Annotated in this window: 19 protein-coding genes; 12 read left to right on the forward strand and 7 right to left on the reverse strand. The window is 35.2% G+C overall.

Going from position 1 to position 14,918, the window contains the following annotated elements; all coding sequences use genetic code 11:
- The first annotated feature begins 269 nt into the window (after positions 1 to 269).
- Positions 270 to 419: a hypothetical protein gene (locus D2K60_RS20640; protein ID WP_162880746.1), complete on the forward strand. Its 150-nt coding sequence runs from the start codon at positions 270 to 272 to the stop codon at positions 417 to 419.
- Positions 420 to 456: 37 nt separating this feature from the next.
- Here the strand turns inward: D2K60_RS20640 and D2K60_RS10015 are convergent, their stop codons facing one another.
- Positions 457 to 633, reverse strand: a complete 177-nt coding sequence (locus D2K60_RS10015) for an FbpB family small basic protein (protein ID WP_240335291.1) — start codon at positions 631 to 633, stop codon at positions 457 to 459.
- Between the two features lie 126 nt (positions 634 to 759).
- Between D2K60_RS10015 and D2K60_RS10020 the strand changes: the two genes are divergently transcribed.
- Positions 760 to 1,908 carry an aminotransferase A gene (locus tag D2K60_RS10020; protein WP_117169860.1) on the forward strand — a complete coding sequence of 383 codons (1,149 nt, stop codon included), beginning with the start codon at positions 760 to 762 and terminating at the stop codon, positions 1,906 to 1,908.
- A 42-nt stretch (positions 1,909 to 1,950) separates the two neighbouring features.
- Here D2K60_RS10020 and D2K60_RS10025 read toward each other — a convergent pair whose 3' ends face one another.
- Complete coding sequence (locus tag D2K60_RS10025) at positions 1,951 to 2,121, reverse strand: aspartyl-phosphate phosphatase Spo0E family protein (RefSeq protein ID WP_117169861.1); 171 nt, start codon at positions 2,119 to 2,121, stop codon at positions 1,951 to 1,953.
- A 230-nt stretch (positions 2,122 to 2,351) separates the two neighbouring features.
- Between D2K60_RS10025 and lepB the strand changes: the two genes are divergently transcribed.
- From lepB to nfsA, 5 genes are read left to right on the forward strand one after another with little or no spacing between them, the layout of a single operon-like run.
- Positions 2,352 to 2,873, forward strand: a complete 522-nt coding sequence (gene lepB / locus D2K60_RS10030) for a signal peptidase I (RefSeq protein ID WP_117169862.1) — start codon at positions 2,352 to 2,354, stop codon at positions 2,871 to 2,873.
- 39 nt (positions 2,874 to 2,912) lie between these two features.
- The gene (locus D2K60_RS10035; protein ID WP_117169863.1) at positions 2,913 to 4,061 is read left to right on the forward strand and encodes a zinc ribbon domain-containing protein; all 1,149 of its coding nucleotides are present in this window, start codon (positions 2,913 to 2,915) and stop codon (positions 4,059 to 4,061) included.
- A 19-nt stretch (positions 4,062 to 4,080) separates the two neighbouring features.
- Positions 4,081 to 5,217 (forward strand): S1C family serine protease, encoded by a 1,137-nt coding sequence (locus D2K60_RS10040; RefSeq protein ID WP_117169864.1) that lies wholly within the window; start codon positions 4,081 to 4,083, stop codon positions 5,215 to 5,217.
- 35 nt (positions 5,218 to 5,252) lie between these two features.
- Positions 5,253 to 5,990 carry a hypothetical protein gene (locus tag D2K60_RS10045; protein WP_117169865.1) on the forward strand — a complete coding sequence of 246 codons (738 nt, stop codon included), beginning with the start codon at positions 5,253 to 5,255 and terminating at the stop codon, positions 5,988 to 5,990.
- 17 nt (positions 5,991 to 6,007) lie between these two features.
- Positions 6,008 to 6,754, forward strand: a complete 747-nt coding sequence (nfsA, locus tag D2K60_RS10050) for an oxygen-insensitive NADPH nitroreductase (protein WP_117169866.1) — start codon at positions 6,008 to 6,010, stop codon at positions 6,752 to 6,754.
- A gap of 22 nt (positions 6,755 to 6,776) precedes the next feature.
- On the opposite strand, the gene D2K60_RS10055 is transcribed toward nfsA, so the two are convergent.
- The gene (locus tag D2K60_RS10055; protein WP_117169867.1) at positions 6,777 to 7,238 is read right to left on the reverse strand and encodes a hypothetical protein; all 462 of its coding nucleotides are present in this window, start codon (positions 7,236 to 7,238) and stop codon (positions 6,777 to 6,779) included.
- Positions 7,239 to 7,436: 198 nt separating this feature from the next.
- Here D2K60_RS10055 and D2K60_RS10060 point away from each other — a divergent pair, with 198 nt between their 5' ends.
- The 4 genes from D2K60_RS10060 to spoVAE are packed head-to-tail and all read left to right on the forward strand — an operon-like array spanning position 7,437 to position 9,764.
- Positions 7,437 to 7,916: a YhcN/YlaJ family sporulation lipoprotein gene (locus D2K60_RS10060; protein ID WP_117169868.1), complete on the forward strand. Its 480-nt coding sequence runs from the start codon at positions 7,437 to 7,439 to the stop codon at positions 7,914 to 7,916.
- A gap of 15 nt (positions 7,917 to 7,931) precedes the next feature.
- Complete coding sequence (spoVAC, locus tag D2K60_RS10065; RefSeq protein ID WP_117169869.1) at positions 7,932 to 8,402, forward strand: stage V sporulation protein AC; 471 nt, start codon at positions 7,932 to 7,934, stop codon at positions 8,400 to 8,402.
- Positions 8,402 to 9,412, forward strand: a complete 1,011-nt coding sequence (gene spoVAD, locus D2K60_RS10070) for a stage V sporulation protein AD (RefSeq protein ID WP_117169870.1) — start codon at positions 8,402 to 8,404, stop codon at positions 9,410 to 9,412. Before spoVAC ends, spoVAD begins: the two co-directional genes overlap by 1 nt.
- Position 9,413: 1 nt before the next feature.
- Complete coding sequence (spoVAE, locus tag D2K60_RS10075) at positions 9,414 to 9,764, forward strand: stage V sporulation protein AE (RefSeq protein ID WP_117169871.1); 351 nt, start codon at positions 9,414 to 9,416, stop codon at positions 9,762 to 9,764.
- 104 nt (positions 9,765 to 9,868) lie between these two features.
- Here spoVAE and D2K60_RS10080 read toward each other — a convergent pair whose 3' ends face one another.
- Complete coding sequence (locus tag D2K60_RS10080) at positions 9,869 to 10,852, reverse strand: zinc-binding dehydrogenase (RefSeq protein WP_117169872.1); 984 nt, start codon at positions 10,850 to 10,852, stop codon at positions 9,869 to 9,871.
- A gap of 691 nt (positions 10,853 to 11,543) precedes the next feature.
- On the opposite strand from D2K60_RS10080, the gene D2K60_RS10085 reads away from it, so the two are divergent.
- The gene (locus tag D2K60_RS10085; RefSeq protein WP_117169873.1) at positions 11,544 to 11,837 is read left to right on the forward strand and encodes a hypothetical protein; all 294 of its coding nucleotides are present in this window, start codon (positions 11,544 to 11,546) and stop codon (positions 11,835 to 11,837) included.
- On the opposite strand, the gene D2K60_RS10090 is transcribed toward D2K60_RS10085, so the two are convergent.
- The 3 genes from D2K60_RS10090 to D2K60_RS10100 form a co-directional block, all read right to left on the reverse strand.
- Complete coding sequence (locus D2K60_RS10090; RefSeq protein WP_117169874.1) at positions 11,828 to 13,615, reverse strand: M3 family oligoendopeptidase; 1,788 nt, start codon at positions 13,613 to 13,615, stop codon at positions 11,828 to 11,830. The genes D2K60_RS10085 and D2K60_RS10090 overlap by 10 nt on opposite strands.
- An 81-nt stretch (positions 13,616 to 13,696) precedes the next feature.
- The gene (locus tag D2K60_RS21130) at positions 13,697 to 14,515 is read right to left on the reverse strand and encodes an N-acetylmuramoyl-L-alanine amidase (RefSeq protein ID WP_275896248.1); all 819 of its coding nucleotides are present in this window, start codon (positions 14,513 to 14,515) and stop codon (positions 13,697 to 13,699) included.
- A 17-nt stretch (positions 14,516 to 14,532) separates the two neighbouring features.
- Positions 14,533 to 14,766 carry a phage holin gene (locus tag D2K60_RS10100; protein ID WP_117169875.1) on the reverse strand — a complete coding sequence of 78 codons (234 nt, stop codon included), beginning with the start codon at positions 14,764 to 14,766 and terminating at the stop codon, positions 14,533 to 14,535.
- Between the last annotated feature and the right edge of the window lie 152 nt (positions 14,767 to 14,918).

Genomic DNA, 14,918 nt, shown 5'->3' on the forward strand with positions numbered 1-14,918 from the left:
GCTGTATTGCGTTTGAGTTATATGTGTTATCCTGCTTGACGATCTTTTAAGAAGTGGATTTTAAAAGATTGTGTTTATGATTAAATTAACATAGACTCTGTCGCAATGCCATGTTGATTTCTGCTTCTGATCTTGCTTTTCCCGCAGGAGTCGCCTGTTACGCTACAATCAATTAGCATAATGTGCGAAGCTGTTGTCATAAGCACAATAAAACTTTATGACCACCAGATAATATATTAATTTTAATCTCTATCCAGCGGAGGAAGTAAATGGGTGAGACTCCTGTGGGAACAGCACAAGTCGAAGATCCACTTGGTGAAGTGTTGTTCTTTACCAATGAAAGCTTTAGACTGTGCCCACGGAAAGCGAATCCATTTACTGACGTAGTGGGTAAAAAATTTACGTCACAATACAGCTAAATTGCAACAAGCCAACTAAAAAAGCTAGAAGTTTTGTTTACTTTACTGGAATTATGGTATGATCAATTTGATCACTTTCTTTTTGTTTCAAAGAAGAACTTGCTTGTTTTTTATCTAAACTTTCTTCAAGTTTTTTCATCGCTATTTCATCATTTAATAGATCTTGTTTATTCTGATTAACAAGCTCGTCAAAATTAAGTTTTCTTGCACGCAAGATTATCACTCCTTATAAGGCTAGTTTTATACAAGTGAACCGCTTACATAACAGTATAACCTATTATAAATATTTTTCAATTCAAATAAGTCTAAATTATATGACAATTTCCAAGGAGGAACTTTTATGGATCATTTATTAAACAAAAACGTCTTAGATATTGAAATTTCGGGTATTCGAAAGTTCTTTAATATGGTTGGTGAAAAAGAGGATATCCTTTCTTTGACAATAGGACAACCTGATTTTACAACACCTGAGCATATTAAAACAGCAGCCATTCAAGCGATTGAAAATAATCAAACGACCTATACGCATAATGCTGGTATCCTCCCACTCAGACAAGCCATTGCAAATCACGTTAAGCATAATGATCAATTACTATACGACCCACTGACTGAAATTATTGTTACTGTTGGGGCATCACAAGCAATTGATATAACGTTGCGAACCATTCTACAACCAGGTGACGAAGTGTTATTGCCTGCACCAGTTTATCCAGGTTATGAACCACTGATACGATTGGCTGGAGCTAAAGTCATACATGTGGATACACGTGCGGATAATTTTAAATTAACTGCTACAAATTTAGCTGCACACATAACAGACAAGACTAAATGCGTGATACTTCCATACCCTTCTAACCCAACAGGCGTTACATTAAGTCAAGAAGAGTTAACAGCTATTGCTAATGTCTTGGAAAAAAAGGATATCTTTATCATTGCGGACGAAATATATAGTTCTTTAACATACGAAAAAGCGCACTTCTCGATTGCACGACTGAACCAAGTAAAAAATAAAACGATTGTCATTAATGGCTTATCAAAGTCACATGCTATGACGGGTTGGCGTATCGGTTATTTACTTGCACCGAATTGGATTGCAAAGCACATTATAAAAGTACATCAATACAATGTTTCTTGCGCTACTTCTATTAGTCAACATGCAGCATTAGAAGCATTTAAAAATGGACAAGATGATCCAAAGAAAATGAAAGAAGCATATTTAGATAGAAGAAACTATGTCCATAATCGATTTTTGTCTATGGGGATTGACGTGATAAAACCTGATGGCGCATTCTATTTTTTTCCAAAAATCAATACAGAATTAACATCATTTGATTTTGCCTTAAAGATGGTTGATGAAGTTGGTTTAGCACTTGTTCCAGGTGATGCATTCAGTCAATATGGAGAAGGTTATTTACGTCTTTCGTACGCCTATAGTATGGAAACACTTGAAAATGGATTAGACCGATTTGAAACGTTTTTATCAAAATAAAAAAAGGTAAAGCAGAGATTTAATGTCTTCTGCTTTACCTTTTTAAATTGCTTTTTCTTTTAATTCTTCAAATTGGTTCAATAATCTGTCTAATTCACGGCTTAAATTTAGTGACTCCTCACTAGTAAAGCCCTCAAGTATAGCAATCTCGATCATTCTTTTACGAAGCATTTCTATTTGAGTGAGTAAATAATATGATTGTTCCTTATCCAAACGAGCTACCCCCTATACCAACTATCTCATTGAATTAGTTTAACATATTGCTATTAAATTACCACTACGTGTATTTTCAAAAATATGCATCCTAAACATAAAAATGCACAAGTCACCAAACGTACATTCTATTACTAAATATGGTACACTATAAATGATATTATGCATAGTTTTATGACTTCAAGATACATTTAAGATTTTCATAACTGCTTAGAGAGAGGACGTCCCTCATGCACTATAGCGCTAAAATGAACTGGAAAAATTGGATCAAATTTGTTTTACTAGCCCTTATTCTTGTCATTTTATTAACTTCCTTTATTTTTTCTACATCCGTTATTGAGGGAGATAGCATGCAACCTACATTACAAAATGGCGAACAGATTGTATATAATAAGATAGCTTATCTAGTAAATGAACCTCAACGTGGTGATATTGTTATTATTGATTATCCATTAAAAAATTATATAAAACGTATCATCGGTTTACCGAATGAAACCATTGAAATAAGAGAACAACAATTATATATCAATAACTTACTTTATCAGCAATCTTTTTTGACAGAAGCAAAAAGCTTCACTACAGATGATTTTGGTCCTATTACTATTCCAGATAAAAGCTACTTTGTTATGGGTGATAATCGCCAAATAAGTAAAGATAGCCGAAATGGTTTAGGTTTCATTAGAAGTGAAGAAATTATTGGCAATTTGGAGTTTGTCATCAACCCCAACTTTAAATGGAAACTGGTAGAATAATAGATATGTAATATTACAACTAGAAGTAGGTGTTTTAACATGGCTTATTGCCCATATTGTGGTAGCACAACGAAAACAGATGAATTATTTTGCATTCAATGTGGTGAAAAACTACCGACAGATATTGATTCTAGAAAGATACCACCAAAAAGGTTCTTTCGTTTCATTCATATTCCTATACTTATAGCTTTATTAAGTGTGATAGCTTGTACAAGCTATTATTTTTATTTGCAATCTCAAACAAAACAGGCTAACGCGTCTTATGAGAAAGCGGAAAACTACCTATTAGACGAAGATTATCAAGAGGCACGCATTGAAATAGAAGCAGCACTTGAACATAATAGTAACTTTCCAGCTGCACAAGAACTACAAGCATTCACCGAACTTGCACTAACAATAAAAAATGATATTGAAAATAAAGAAGCAATTAGCTATCAAGATGCTTTAGTTGAGATAAATGAGGGTAAGAAAGAATTAAGCAGCTATAACGGTGAAGCAGTTATTCAACTAACCGACAAATTAGAAACATCACGTATAGAGATCCAACTTAAAAAAGTAAAAGAAAAATTAGAAGGTGAACCAAGCATCCAAACATTACAAACTACTTTATGGGAAGCTGAAGGTATTCAAAATCCTGAAGCAATGGAGATAGCGACTTCTATCAGAGAGCAAATCATCGCCTATTCTTCTACTACTGCAAATCAGCTTTTACAAGAGAAACAATTTTCCGAAGCGCGTTCTATTGTTGCAAATGCTTTACAATATGCACCTGATTCAGAGAAGCTATCAAGTTTAAAAACAACAATTGAAAAAGAAAAGACTGCATTTGAAACAGCACAGGAAAAAAGAATTGAACAAGCTCTTACCGCAGTTGAAGCAGAACGTGACCTTAACAACAATGACGCCGTAGAGCTAACGAATGCTGCATTAGACGAAGATGATCAGGGCAACATTGTTATCTTTGGTGAACTTAAAAGTGTTGCGACTGTTCCAATTAACAGTATTGCTATCACCTATAATATTATAGATAAAGTTGATAATATTATTGAAACAAATGAAATCTATGTTTACCCCGAAACATTATATCCCGATGAAGTTGGGAAATTTGATCACACGCATTACGATTTAACAGATAAAAATAACGCATATGATGTAAAAATTGAAACCATAAAGTGGTTCATTGATTAATTACTTAAGGGGTAGCGAGATGAAAAAAAACACACTTTCCATTACAATTACACTTAGCCTTATCATTATAATTACAAGTATTACCATCTGTTTCAACCTTTATAATAATTGGTCATCTAAAACTGTTGAACATGATAATAACGTTGCAAGTTTAATTAATACAACTGGTCAAAAGGATTTACAATCCATTATTCATGAAGCACAAAAAAACGTCGTTCAAATTAGTGTTGAAACAGCGACAAGCGAAAAAACGGGTTCTGGTTTTTTATACAATACCAATGGAGACATTATTACGAATGCACATGTGATTAAAGATGCTGAATCCATTACGGTAACAATGTCAAACACTGAAACGTATAATGCAGCTATCGTTCAGATTGGAGAAACTAAAGATATTGCCGTTATTAGAGTCCCGCAACTAATTAACCAGACACCTGTTGAGATATCGTCTTCAGAACAATTAAGCATCGGTGATGAAATTATTGCTGTAGGAAGTCCTTTAGGTTTTCAAAACTCTGTTTCAATTGGTATTATTTCTGGGTTAAATCGCTCCTTTGAAATTGATGACTTCTCCTATGATAATGTGTATCAAATTTCTGCAAATATTACACATGGAAATAGTGGTGGTCCACTAATTAATCGATTAACTGGTGAAGTAATTGGTATTAATGCAGCCGGGATCGATGAAAGTGAAATTGCATTTAGTATACCTATCGAAAATGTCATTGAAGATGTTACAGAATGGTCTCGTTCTGTTAGCGATGAAGAATTAATCTATCCGATTGCTTCTTTTGACATGAAAAGCGATCCAACTCAGATGCAAGAAGATGCCGACTATCTAATTAGTTATTTTTTTGAGAGTATCAAGATACACGATTATATAAACGCATATACATTGTTAGGTAGTAGTCTACAAACCGAAACAGGCTATACTGATTTTAGGAAATCATATATCTATCATCTTTCAATAGAAGTAAGTGAAAGCAAAACCACCTATCTTGAGAACGAAAACCAAGTAAAAATCGTTTCAAATGTTGAAGTAGTTCATGTTGATTCTGAAAATGAACCAGAAAAACGAACGTTTACATTTACTATTGGGTATGAAAATGATCAATTAAAAATTATTGAATTAATTAAGGAAGAAGTATCTGATTAGGTACAAATGAATGTTTTTAAAGGAGAGCGATGCAATTGATTAAACATTATAGTGGTTGGATACTAATGATTTCCATTTTTCTCGTTGGTTGTTCTGATGACACACCTGCTATTGTGCAAAATGATATTAATGGAAATGAAGAAGAAAGTGCTATATTAGTTGAACAAACAGAAGATGAATCAAGTGAAAATGAAGCAAATACAATGATCGAGTTCAATCTAGAAAATGAACAGATCATGATTGAATTAAGCCAAGTACCTATCTTAGAGAACTATCTTGCTCAAATTCAAGATCGTCAACAAGCCTTAGATGATATGAAATTAGAAAAAATAGATAGCTCAACTAAGGATTCTTTATATTTACTTTCATTCTCTCTTTATGAAGATAGTGGTTCTTACTTATTATTAGATAGATCAGATCAAGGTAGTTCGCTTTTATTAGCTGATTTAGCAACTGTTTCTGACATTATCCCATCACCTGATGCATCAAAACTATTATTTATATTCAATCGTCAAAATCCTGAAAAGTCATGGCAAAGAAATAAAGTGGTAATTCTTGATGTAGAGAATTTCACACCACTTGGCGTGACAAATGAAAAAGACCTTTTATTCACTTCTTTTAAATGGCCGATAGAAAACATCGCGTGGCAAGATAATGAAACAATACTAGTTGATATACCAGCTATTGAAGAACCTACAATAGCAGCACTAGATTTATGGATAGAATCTGATAAAATGATAGATCAAATTACTTTAGCTATTGTAGGCGAATAAGAAAGGAAGTAAATAAAATGAATGAAACAATTAAGACCTTGTTAAATCATCGTTCAATTAGGAGTTTTAAAGATAAAGCCTTAAAACGAGAAGAAATTGATATAATCTTAGGAGCCGCAAGTCTTGCTTCAACATCAAGTTACTTAATGGCCTATTCTATTATTGGTGTGACTGATAATGATAAGAAGGCAAAATTAGCAAGTATATCAAATCAGCCCTATATCGAGAAAAATGGTCACTTTCTAATCTTCTGTGCTGATTTTCATCGTCACATTAGACAATCGTCAAATGAACAATACCAAGATATGCGCGTTAATTTAGAAAATACAGAACATTTCTTAGTAGCTACGATTGATGCAACTTTAGCAGCGCAAAATGCTGCCATTGCTGCAGAATCAATGGGATTAGGTATTTGTTATATCGGAAGTATTCGCAATGATATTGATAAGGTCGACACATTATTTAATCTTCCTGAACATGTAGTTCCTTTATTCGGTATGGCGATCGGTTATCCCGATGCTGAAACCGATCAAAAACCAAGATTACCTAAAGCCGCATATTATTTTGAAAATCAATATATTTCAATTGAGGATGAGGAACTTCACTTACAGAAATTCGATGAAAAAATTGCTGATTATTATCAAAATCGGACTACCAATCAACGAAACGAGCGTTGGACAGACCAAATGAAACATACTCTTTCAACTCCAAAACGCGCTAGAATGTCAAGCTATGTTAGAGAAAAAGGATTCAATAAACACTAAAATCACCAACAAAAAAAGCCTTTTAAGGCTTTTTTTGTTGAAATAAAACATCTTTTTCAATTTTAATATTTATAACTTCTTCCTTATAACGAAATTGACAATTCATGTATACCGTATGTGTTCCTGCTTCAAGCGGTTCCTCTATAAGTGCACCCTGATGTGGACGATATATATCACCAGATTCTAACGTTTTACTAACAGGACTACCTGTAAAGTCACTTGTATCCGTGTTAAACGATATAGATATTAGCGGAGTTCGATGTTCAATCGTAACTTGCTCTTCCCCGATATACTCTAATGAATGTAAAATCCGAAAACCTTCATCCGTATTTTCTATTCGCATATGTAAAATAAAGTCGTTCTCTTCTTGATCAGTTGAAACCGTTTCTGCCAGTGTTGTTGTCGTTGTATTATCCAGCCAATAAACCGTTGTAGCTCCAATAACCAAAAGAATAAAACCCATAATAACGAGACGCTTTATCATCAAACTCCCTCCTTTCAAATCTTTTCTATATATATAATGACGAAAACCAACGGTAAAAAGTTTCAAATTCGTGGAAATTATTTTTGATTATATTATTCGGTTTAAATAATTTTCATCGTATATCTAAAGTTTTTTTATACAAACTAATCACACAGAGTCATTAACATATTTTTATAATACGAGAATAAAGGTGATTATATGTCGAAAATAAAAGTTATTTGGATTATTACGTCTATTACTCTCTTCCCGTTTTTAACTGGATGTAATCAGGAAGATGCTAATCCGCCATTAATTAATAAGCAAAGTGATATGAATATGCAACAAATTAAAAATGAAGGAGGCTTAATAGAGCAAGCTAATTTGCAAGAGATAAATGATAAAATTCTTTCTACATTTAATTCTGTTGAAGATGTAGTAAGTCTTAAAAATCATGAAGACATGCTAATAGCTATAAAGACGACTGCTTTCCAACAGTTTAACGAGCAACAGATTGAACAAGACGTAAAAAAAGAAATGGAAAAGATAAAACCAAAATTAAATATCCTCGTTTCTTCTGATCAAAAAATCTTTATCGAAATAAACAAATTAGTAAAAGATTTACAAAATGGTCAATTTTCAATTGAAGATTTTGATAAACGATTTGATAAAATTAAAAAGCTAAAAAATGACACTGCTTAGAGAGGAACTTTTATAATGTCACCAACAAAACTAACAACAAGTCAAAAAAAATATCAAAAGTTAGCAGAAACAAAAGAAATAAAACGTCCCCTTCTTAAAAATTGCTTGATTGCCTTTTTAATTGGTGGCCTTATCTGTACGATAGGGCAAGCAATTTCCTTCTTTTATATGTATTATTTTGATTTTACTGAACAAACTGTCGGAAGCCCGATGGTAGCCACGTTAATTTTCATTACGATGTTACTAACGGGGTTTGGTGTTTATGATCATATTGCACAATATGCAGGTGCAGGTACAGCAGTTCCTGTCACTGGTTTCGGTAATGCTGTCATTTCTGCCGCTATTGAGCATCGTACGGAGGGGTTCGTATTGGGTGTTGGTGCAAATATGTTTAAACTTGCAGGTCCTGTTATCGTTTACGGGGTGTTCTCTGCTTTTGTTATTGCAATTATTAAAACACTCCTTATTCAATGGGGGCTTATCTAATGCTTAATGGGAAGCAAACATGGATTTTTGATCAGGCACCTGTGATTGTTTCTTCCGGAACAGTTGGCGGTCCATTTGAAGCGAAGGGAAAAATCGCAAATGATTTTGATCTCTTACATTCTGATTTATGGTTAGAGAAACAATCTTTCGAGCAAGCACATCAATTACTTATGGAAGAAGCGTGTCAACAAGCAATTAAAAAATCAAGCATTACAAAGGAAGATGTACAATTTATGTTAGGTGGAGACTTGATTAATCAAATGACACCTACTAATTTCGCTGCTAACACTTTGCAAATTCCTTATCTTGGTCTCTTTAGTGCTTGTGCAACGTCGATGGAAGCATTAGCTTTGGGTGCATACTTAGTAAATACAAATGGAGCAAACTATGTATTAGCAGGAGCAGGTAGCCATAATGCTGCTGTCGAAAAACAATTTAGATATCCAACAGAATATGGTGGACAAAAACCACCTACTGCACAATGGACTGTGACAGGTGCTGGTGTTGCTTTACTTGGTAGATCCGGGGACGGTCCTCGCGTTACAAGTGCTACAATCGGAAAAGTTTTTGATATGGGATTAACTGATCCATTCAATATGGGTGGAGCAATGGCACCTGCTGCAGTGGATACAATTGTTACCCACCTGCAGGAACGAGGCGTTGATCCAACTTACTATGACATGATCGTAACAGGTGATTTGGCTAAAATCGGAAGGGAAATCGCCATTGATCTAGCTAAAGAAAAGGGTATTACATTAGATGAAAAAACATTTAATGATTGCGGCTTGTTAATTTACAAGAATGATCAACAAGTTTTCGCTGGCGGTAGCGGTGCAGGCTGTTCAGCTGTTGTCACATTTGGGCATCTACTTAATCAACTAAGGGCTAAAAAAATAAACAAACTATTAGTTGTTGCAACCGGCGCATTACTCTCCCCCCTTTCCGTGCAACAAAAGCAATCGATACCTTGCATCGCGCATGCCGTATCAATTGAAAATGGAGGTGCATAAAATGGTGTTTTTATGGTCCTTTTTAGTAGGCGGTACCATTTGTGTAATTGGTCAGATTATGTTTGACGTTTTCAAACTCACCCCCGGACATACACTAAGTGCTTTAGTTGTAGCTGGAGCCGTTTTAGACGGGTTTGGATTATATGAACCTTTAATTGATTTTGCAGGGGCCGGAGCAACTGTACCGATTACTAGCTTTGGTAATTCATTAGTTCATGGCGCAATGGCAGAAGCAGAGAAACATGGCTTAATCGGTGTCGTTACCGGTATGTTTGAAATAACAAGTTCCGGTATATCTGCTGCGATTATATTCGGAGTGATTGGAGCAATCTTCTTTAAACCAAAAGGTTGAATAAAAAGCATAAGCTATCGTGTTTAGACCCAAAACGTTCGTTTTCACGCTACCTTTTGGTTGTAAAACACGATATACTTATGCTTGTTTTTTGTTTTAACTAATTAATTATTGATGCGCAGCCCAACTTTACCAAATTGCTTTCCATTTCTAAGATAAGTAAATGCTTCTGCCGCATCATCAAGATCAAATACACAATCAACTGCAGGACGAATAACTTGTTCTTCCATAAACACTAGCATAGCTCGCAACTCTTCTCTACTACCCATTGTTGATCCAAACAACTGATACTGACCATAGAAAAATTTCCGCATATCAATTGTTATTTGGTCATCTGTTGTAGCACCAAAGGTTACCATTCTTCCACCTTTTTTCAATACATCTAATGATCGGTTAAAAGTAGCTTCCCCAACACTTTCAATTACTAAATCAATCATCTCCCCTTTTAATGCATTCTTCCAGTCTTCATTCGTATCTATTACAACATCAGCACCTAATGCACGTGCTTTTTCTCTTTTTTCTTGTGAACGTGAAGAGACGATCACTCTTGCTCCAACGGCTTTTGCAAACTGAATAATATAAGTTGCTACACCACTACCAGCTCCTGGGAAAAAGATGGTATCACTAGACTTCGATTTCCCTTTAGTAAATAGCGCTCGATAACCCGTTAAAGCAGGTAACACTAATACGCCAGCTTCTTCCCATGTCAAGTAACTAGGCTTTCTTTCTACGAATGCTGCGTCTACTACATATTTCTCTGCAAATGTTCCATGGTAAGGCATTCCAACAATACTAAAGCCTTCTGGTGGTGCGTCACTATTTTCTATCCAACCTAACCCTGGATTAATAACCACTTCGTCACCAACAGAAAATGTTGTCACACCTTCTCCAACTGATTCAATTATTCCCGCACCGTCAGAACCTAAAATAAGTGGCTCTTTATTTTCCCCTCTTCTTTCGGGTATATGTAGGTCCCGATGATTTAACCCAGCCACCTTTATTTTCACCTTGACTTGTCCTTGCATAGGTTCCGGTTCTTCAATGGTACCAACGATAAGTTGATCCCCTTGATGCATATACGCCTTCATGTTATCCCCTCCAATTAATTATTATGACTCTTTTCCAATGCTATTAAAACCTCGCAGCAGATAGAAACTGCGACGTAGTTTCCATACCCGCTCCACAATTGAAATGGGCTCGCTTTCCGTGGGCACGGCTTCAGCTAACTCGGATAAGCAAAAGTCGCTTTCCGAGTGGATCTTCAGCCCGCGCTGTTCCCACTGGAGTCTCACCAATTTCAATTGTTCCGCTAGAATCTAACTGAGGGAGTTTTGTCAGTAATATTTTATGAACTATAAATAAACACAATAGCCATTCATATTTTGAAAATCCGCCTTATTGTTTCTGTTTTCTACTTAGAAATATTTCCACTAACTAGCGAAGGAAGCAAATGGGTGACACTCTAGTGGGAACAGCACAAGCCGAAGATCCACTTGGAAGTGTTCTTTGCTTCCAAGTTAGCTGAGGCTGTGCCCACAGAAAGGGAGCCCATTTGCTTCCGTAGTGGTGGTAATGTTACGTCGTAGTTGATGGAAATTCCGTCGTAAATCGCAGTTTATTGCAATTGTAAGCTATATAAGAGTTATGGTTCTTTTATTGTTGCTGTGTGGTCGTCAACACGGGAAAAAGACTTGAATCTTCTTTTTTATCATTCGTATTCTTTGATAAGTTCTCTCTGAGATGACATACTAAACAATACTAGTAGAAAGGAGTGCTCTGATGACAGAAGTAATTTCACACCCCTATTTCATGACAGAACGTAAAATTGTCAACAATCAACAATTCACACAAGAAACAGCCCATAAAGTTAACCTACACCAAAATTTTATTGAAAGTACTGAAAATTATATTGCATTAGAAAGTGTATTAGACATCTCTTATCGAGCCTTGTCCATACACTACTATTTTCTTTATTTACATACAGATAAAGGCGTGTTAGCTTTTCAATCAAAAATAAATCCTGCCCCATTTGTTGCTGTCTTTCGCGAGATAAAAGCCTCAGGCTATTCTTGAGTTAATTGTAAGAACTCCTCTACATCTTGCTTACAAAGGTTGATACCTTCTACCCAGAATGTTGGGTCTTGTAAATCAACTTGTAAATGTTTCTTGGCTAAATCTTCTACACTCATTCTTCCAGTATCATATAATAATTCATTATAAAACGTTTCAAATGTAGCGGTATCTTCTAATGCTCGTGCATAGATACCCATACTAAAGAGATAACCAAATGTATATGGGAAGTTATAGAATGGTACATCTGTGATATGAAAATGTAATTTCGAAGCCCAAAATGTTGGATCATATACTTCTAATTGATTTCCGAATGCTTCTTTTTGAGCGTCTTCCATCAAGTCATTTAAACGTTCTGTTGAAACGAAACCACGCTTTCTCTCCTCATAAAAGTTCTTTTCAAACAAGAAACGCGCATGAATATTCATGAAGAACGCTACACTTCGTTGAATTTTATCTTCTAATAATCCAATTTTTTCGTCTTTGTTTTTGGCATTCCGTACAGCAGCATCCGCTACAATCATTTCTGCAAATGTAGACGCAGTTTCCGCCACATTCATCGCATAACTTTGATTTAACACATCTAAATCATCCATTATATATTGATGATAGCCATGACCTAATTCATGTGCAAGCGTAGCAACATTCGTAGCATTACCGGCATATGTCATAAAGATTCTAGTTTCTTTACTGTCAGGGAAACTCGTACAAAATCCTCCAGGTCTCTTGCCAGAGCGATCTTCAGCTTCAATCCAACTCTTCTCAAAAGCATTTTGTGCAAATTGAGCCATCTTTGGGCTAAATTCAGAAAATTGTGCAACAATAGTCTCGGCAGCTTCATCAAAACTAACTTTTTTTGAATGCTTTGTAATGGGTGCTTCTAGGTCATACCAATTTAATTTCTCCACACCTAAAAGTTCTGCTTTTCGTTGTAAATAGGTGTAAAAGATCGATTTATTTTCACTAATTGCTTGCCACATTGTATGTAATGTTTTCTGACTCATTCGATTATAGCTTAATGGCTCTTTTAATACATCTGTCCAACCACGATGTGCATACGTTTGTAATCGAAATCCAGCCAAATGATTTAATGTTTCTGTAAAAAGATCAGCTTCCTTTGTAAAAGCCGCTTCTAACTTATCGAATGCCGATTTACGTACGTCGCGGTCACTATCATTTAACTTATTTTCTACCTGTCCTACGGATAATTGTTTCACTACATTTGCATCTTGCCAATCAATCGTTATCTTGCCAACAATTGCATCGTACATTTCTTCCCAAGCTTGATAACCATCTACTGCTAAATCAGCAAGTAATGCTTCTTGTTCAGCAGGTAATTTCTCTTTTGTTAATTTTCTCCGTTCTTCTAATACAAACGCAATAGGTTTAATAGTAGGAGTTTCAAGGAAAGACTCCCATCTATTGGTTGGGATTTCAGTAAGCTTATTATCAAAATTCGTCATTATCTTATCAAACATTGCTTGATAACTGTTGCTTTTTCCTACAAATAATTTGGCCTGTTTATCTTGTATATTTTCTGCTGTTAAACAACCAATAAACGAAGATATTTCTTCTAACTGCATCGTGCATACCCGAACCAGACTCACTATTTTTTCTAATGTATCTTCATCTAGTTTTTGGGCTTGTGATTGCCCAACTTCTATCTTCAACATTTCCAAACGTTTCTCTAATTCCTCCATATAACCGGCGAATTCTTTAGAACTACTACCACCAGCAAACAATGTATCTAAATTCCAAACCTGCTTATACTTCAATTCCATTCCATCACTCCTATAGACAATTATTCTTCTATCTTACTACTTTTTAGTAAAAAAATAAAAAAAAGGATGCTGTGGCATCCTTTATTCAACATGGACATACTTTTCATGCGCTGTAATGTAATAAATTTCACCTTTAGAATTTAGTACTTTATATTGCGCACCTGTTCCAACAGTTATTTTCGCTGCAATTTCCGGAAAACCAATTCCTTTATTGATTGTATTCACACAGGCGTTATCTTCCCAGGATGGTTCACGATAATATCGTAAATTATCTACCTTGCTAACAAGTCGTTTGCCAATATACCATGGTTTATCTTGTTCTAAATTCCCTTGACGCGTCGGAACACAATAAGAATAACCTGCAAAAGCACAAAACCCTTCAACAACAGCCTCTGCATACATCTCCCAGTTTTTTTCAAGTTGGGTGCGGTCATCCTTTACTGAATCAGCGAATCCGTATTCAATAATGATTGTTTCTACCTCTCCCGTTTCTCTATTCATAAAATAGTAGTCTTTGTTCTTGTTATTCGGTAGCGTTCTAGTGAAAATACGTCGTACATTTTGGCCTGATTTTTTTAATCTCGTTGCTAAACTTTTAGCCATTTTCCCATCACTATAAATAGAATGAATAAGCTCAGCACCGTCTCCGCCACCTGCATTAATATGATTAGAATGGCAATAACGCGCACCACTTACTCGTATCGTTCTTACCCTTCTATTTGGAGTTACTGTTTGATCTGTATTTCTAGTTAGTGCTACCGGAATTCCTAATTCTCTATATCTCTTTAATTGATATAATGAAATTTGTAATACGAGATCTTTTTCAACCCATTTATCATTTGAACCACCTCCTGGATCAGCTCCGCCATGGCCTGGATCAATAATTAGAACTGGTTTCAAGCAATTTTCCTCCCTCTTCACTTCGATAGTCCATGTTGTTTCAAACATTCTTTTTGATCTTTTCCTTTTTTTGTTACATAATTGTTTCCAAACCAAGCGATCAATGATGAGATAATGGTAAAGAAAGTAGAAAGGAATTGTTCCAAGACTACATCAGATATTGGCAATGGCGATTTTCCAAACAAAACAAGTACTTGATTTGTTAAAGCAACAAGCAAGGTGACTGTTCGTATAATCGTACCTTTGTCCACTTTTAATCACCTCCTTGCGTTACAGTAATAGATTGTAACGCTACTATAGTATTTGCTTGAAGGCGCTTTTTTGGAACGGCATCCTCTTATCGCCCTATTTCTATAATCCATGTAAAGACTACTAAAAGTGTCTATCATTTTTTTGAAAAAGT

It is taken from the genome of Paraliobacillus sediminis (assembly GCF_003426055.1).

What these genes read in the sequence shown, in the direction of transcription:
- D2K60_RS20640 (WP_162880746.1), top strand. Translation starts at nt 270, where the DNA reads ATGGGTGAGACTCCTGTGGGAACAGCACAAGTCGAAGATCCACTTGGT.
- D2K60_RS10020 (WP_117169860.1), top strand. Translation starts at nt 760, where the DNA reads ATGGATCATTTATTAAACAAAAACGTCTTAGATATTGAAATTTCGGGT.
- lepB (WP_117169862.1), top strand. Translation starts at nt 2,352, where the DNA reads ATGCACTATAGCGCTAAAATGAACTGGAAAAATTGGATCAAATTTGTT.
- D2K60_RS10035 (WP_117169863.1), top strand. Translation starts at nt 2,913, where the DNA reads ATGGCTTATTGCCCATATTGTGGTAGCACAACGAAAACAGATGAATTA.
- D2K60_RS10040 (WP_117169864.1), top strand. Translation starts at nt 4,081, where the DNA reads ATGAAAAAAAACACACTTTCCATTACAATTACACTTAGCCTTATCATT.
- nfsA (WP_117169866.1), top strand. Translation starts at nt 6,008, where the DNA reads ATGAATGAAACAATTAAGACCTTGTTAAATCATCGTTCAATTAGGAGT.
- D2K60_RS10055 (WP_117169867.1), bottom strand. Translation starts at nt 7,238, where the DNA reads ATGATAAAGCGTCTCGTTATTATGGGTTTTATTCTTTTGGTTATTGGA.
- D2K60_RS10060 (WP_117169868.1), top strand. Translation starts at nt 7,437, where the DNA reads ATGTCGAAAATAAAAGTTATTTGGATTATTACGTCTATTACTCTCTTC.
- spoVAC (WP_117169869.1), top strand. Translation starts at nt 7,932, where the DNA reads ATGTCACCAACAAAACTAACAACAAGTCAAAAAAAATATCAAAAGTTA.
- spoVAD (WP_117169870.1), top strand. Translation starts at nt 8,402, where the DNA reads ATGCTTAATGGGAAGCAAACATGGATTTTTGATCAGGCACCTGTGATT.
- spoVAE (WP_117169871.1), top strand. Translation starts at nt 9,414, where the DNA reads ATGGTGTTTTTATGGTCCTTTTTAGTAGGCGGTACCATTTGTGTAATT.
- D2K60_RS10080 (WP_117169872.1), bottom strand. Translation starts at nt 10,852, where the DNA reads ATGAAGGCGTATATGCATCAAGGGGATCAACTTATCGTTGGTACCATT.
- D2K60_RS10085 (WP_117169873.1), top strand. Translation starts at nt 11,544, where the DNA reads ATGACAGAAGTAATTTCACACCCCTATTTCATGACAGAACGTAAAATT.
- D2K60_RS10090 (WP_117169874.1), bottom strand. Translation starts at nt 13,615, where the DNA reads ATGGAATTGAAGTATAAGCAGGTTTGGAATTTAGATACATTGTTTGCT.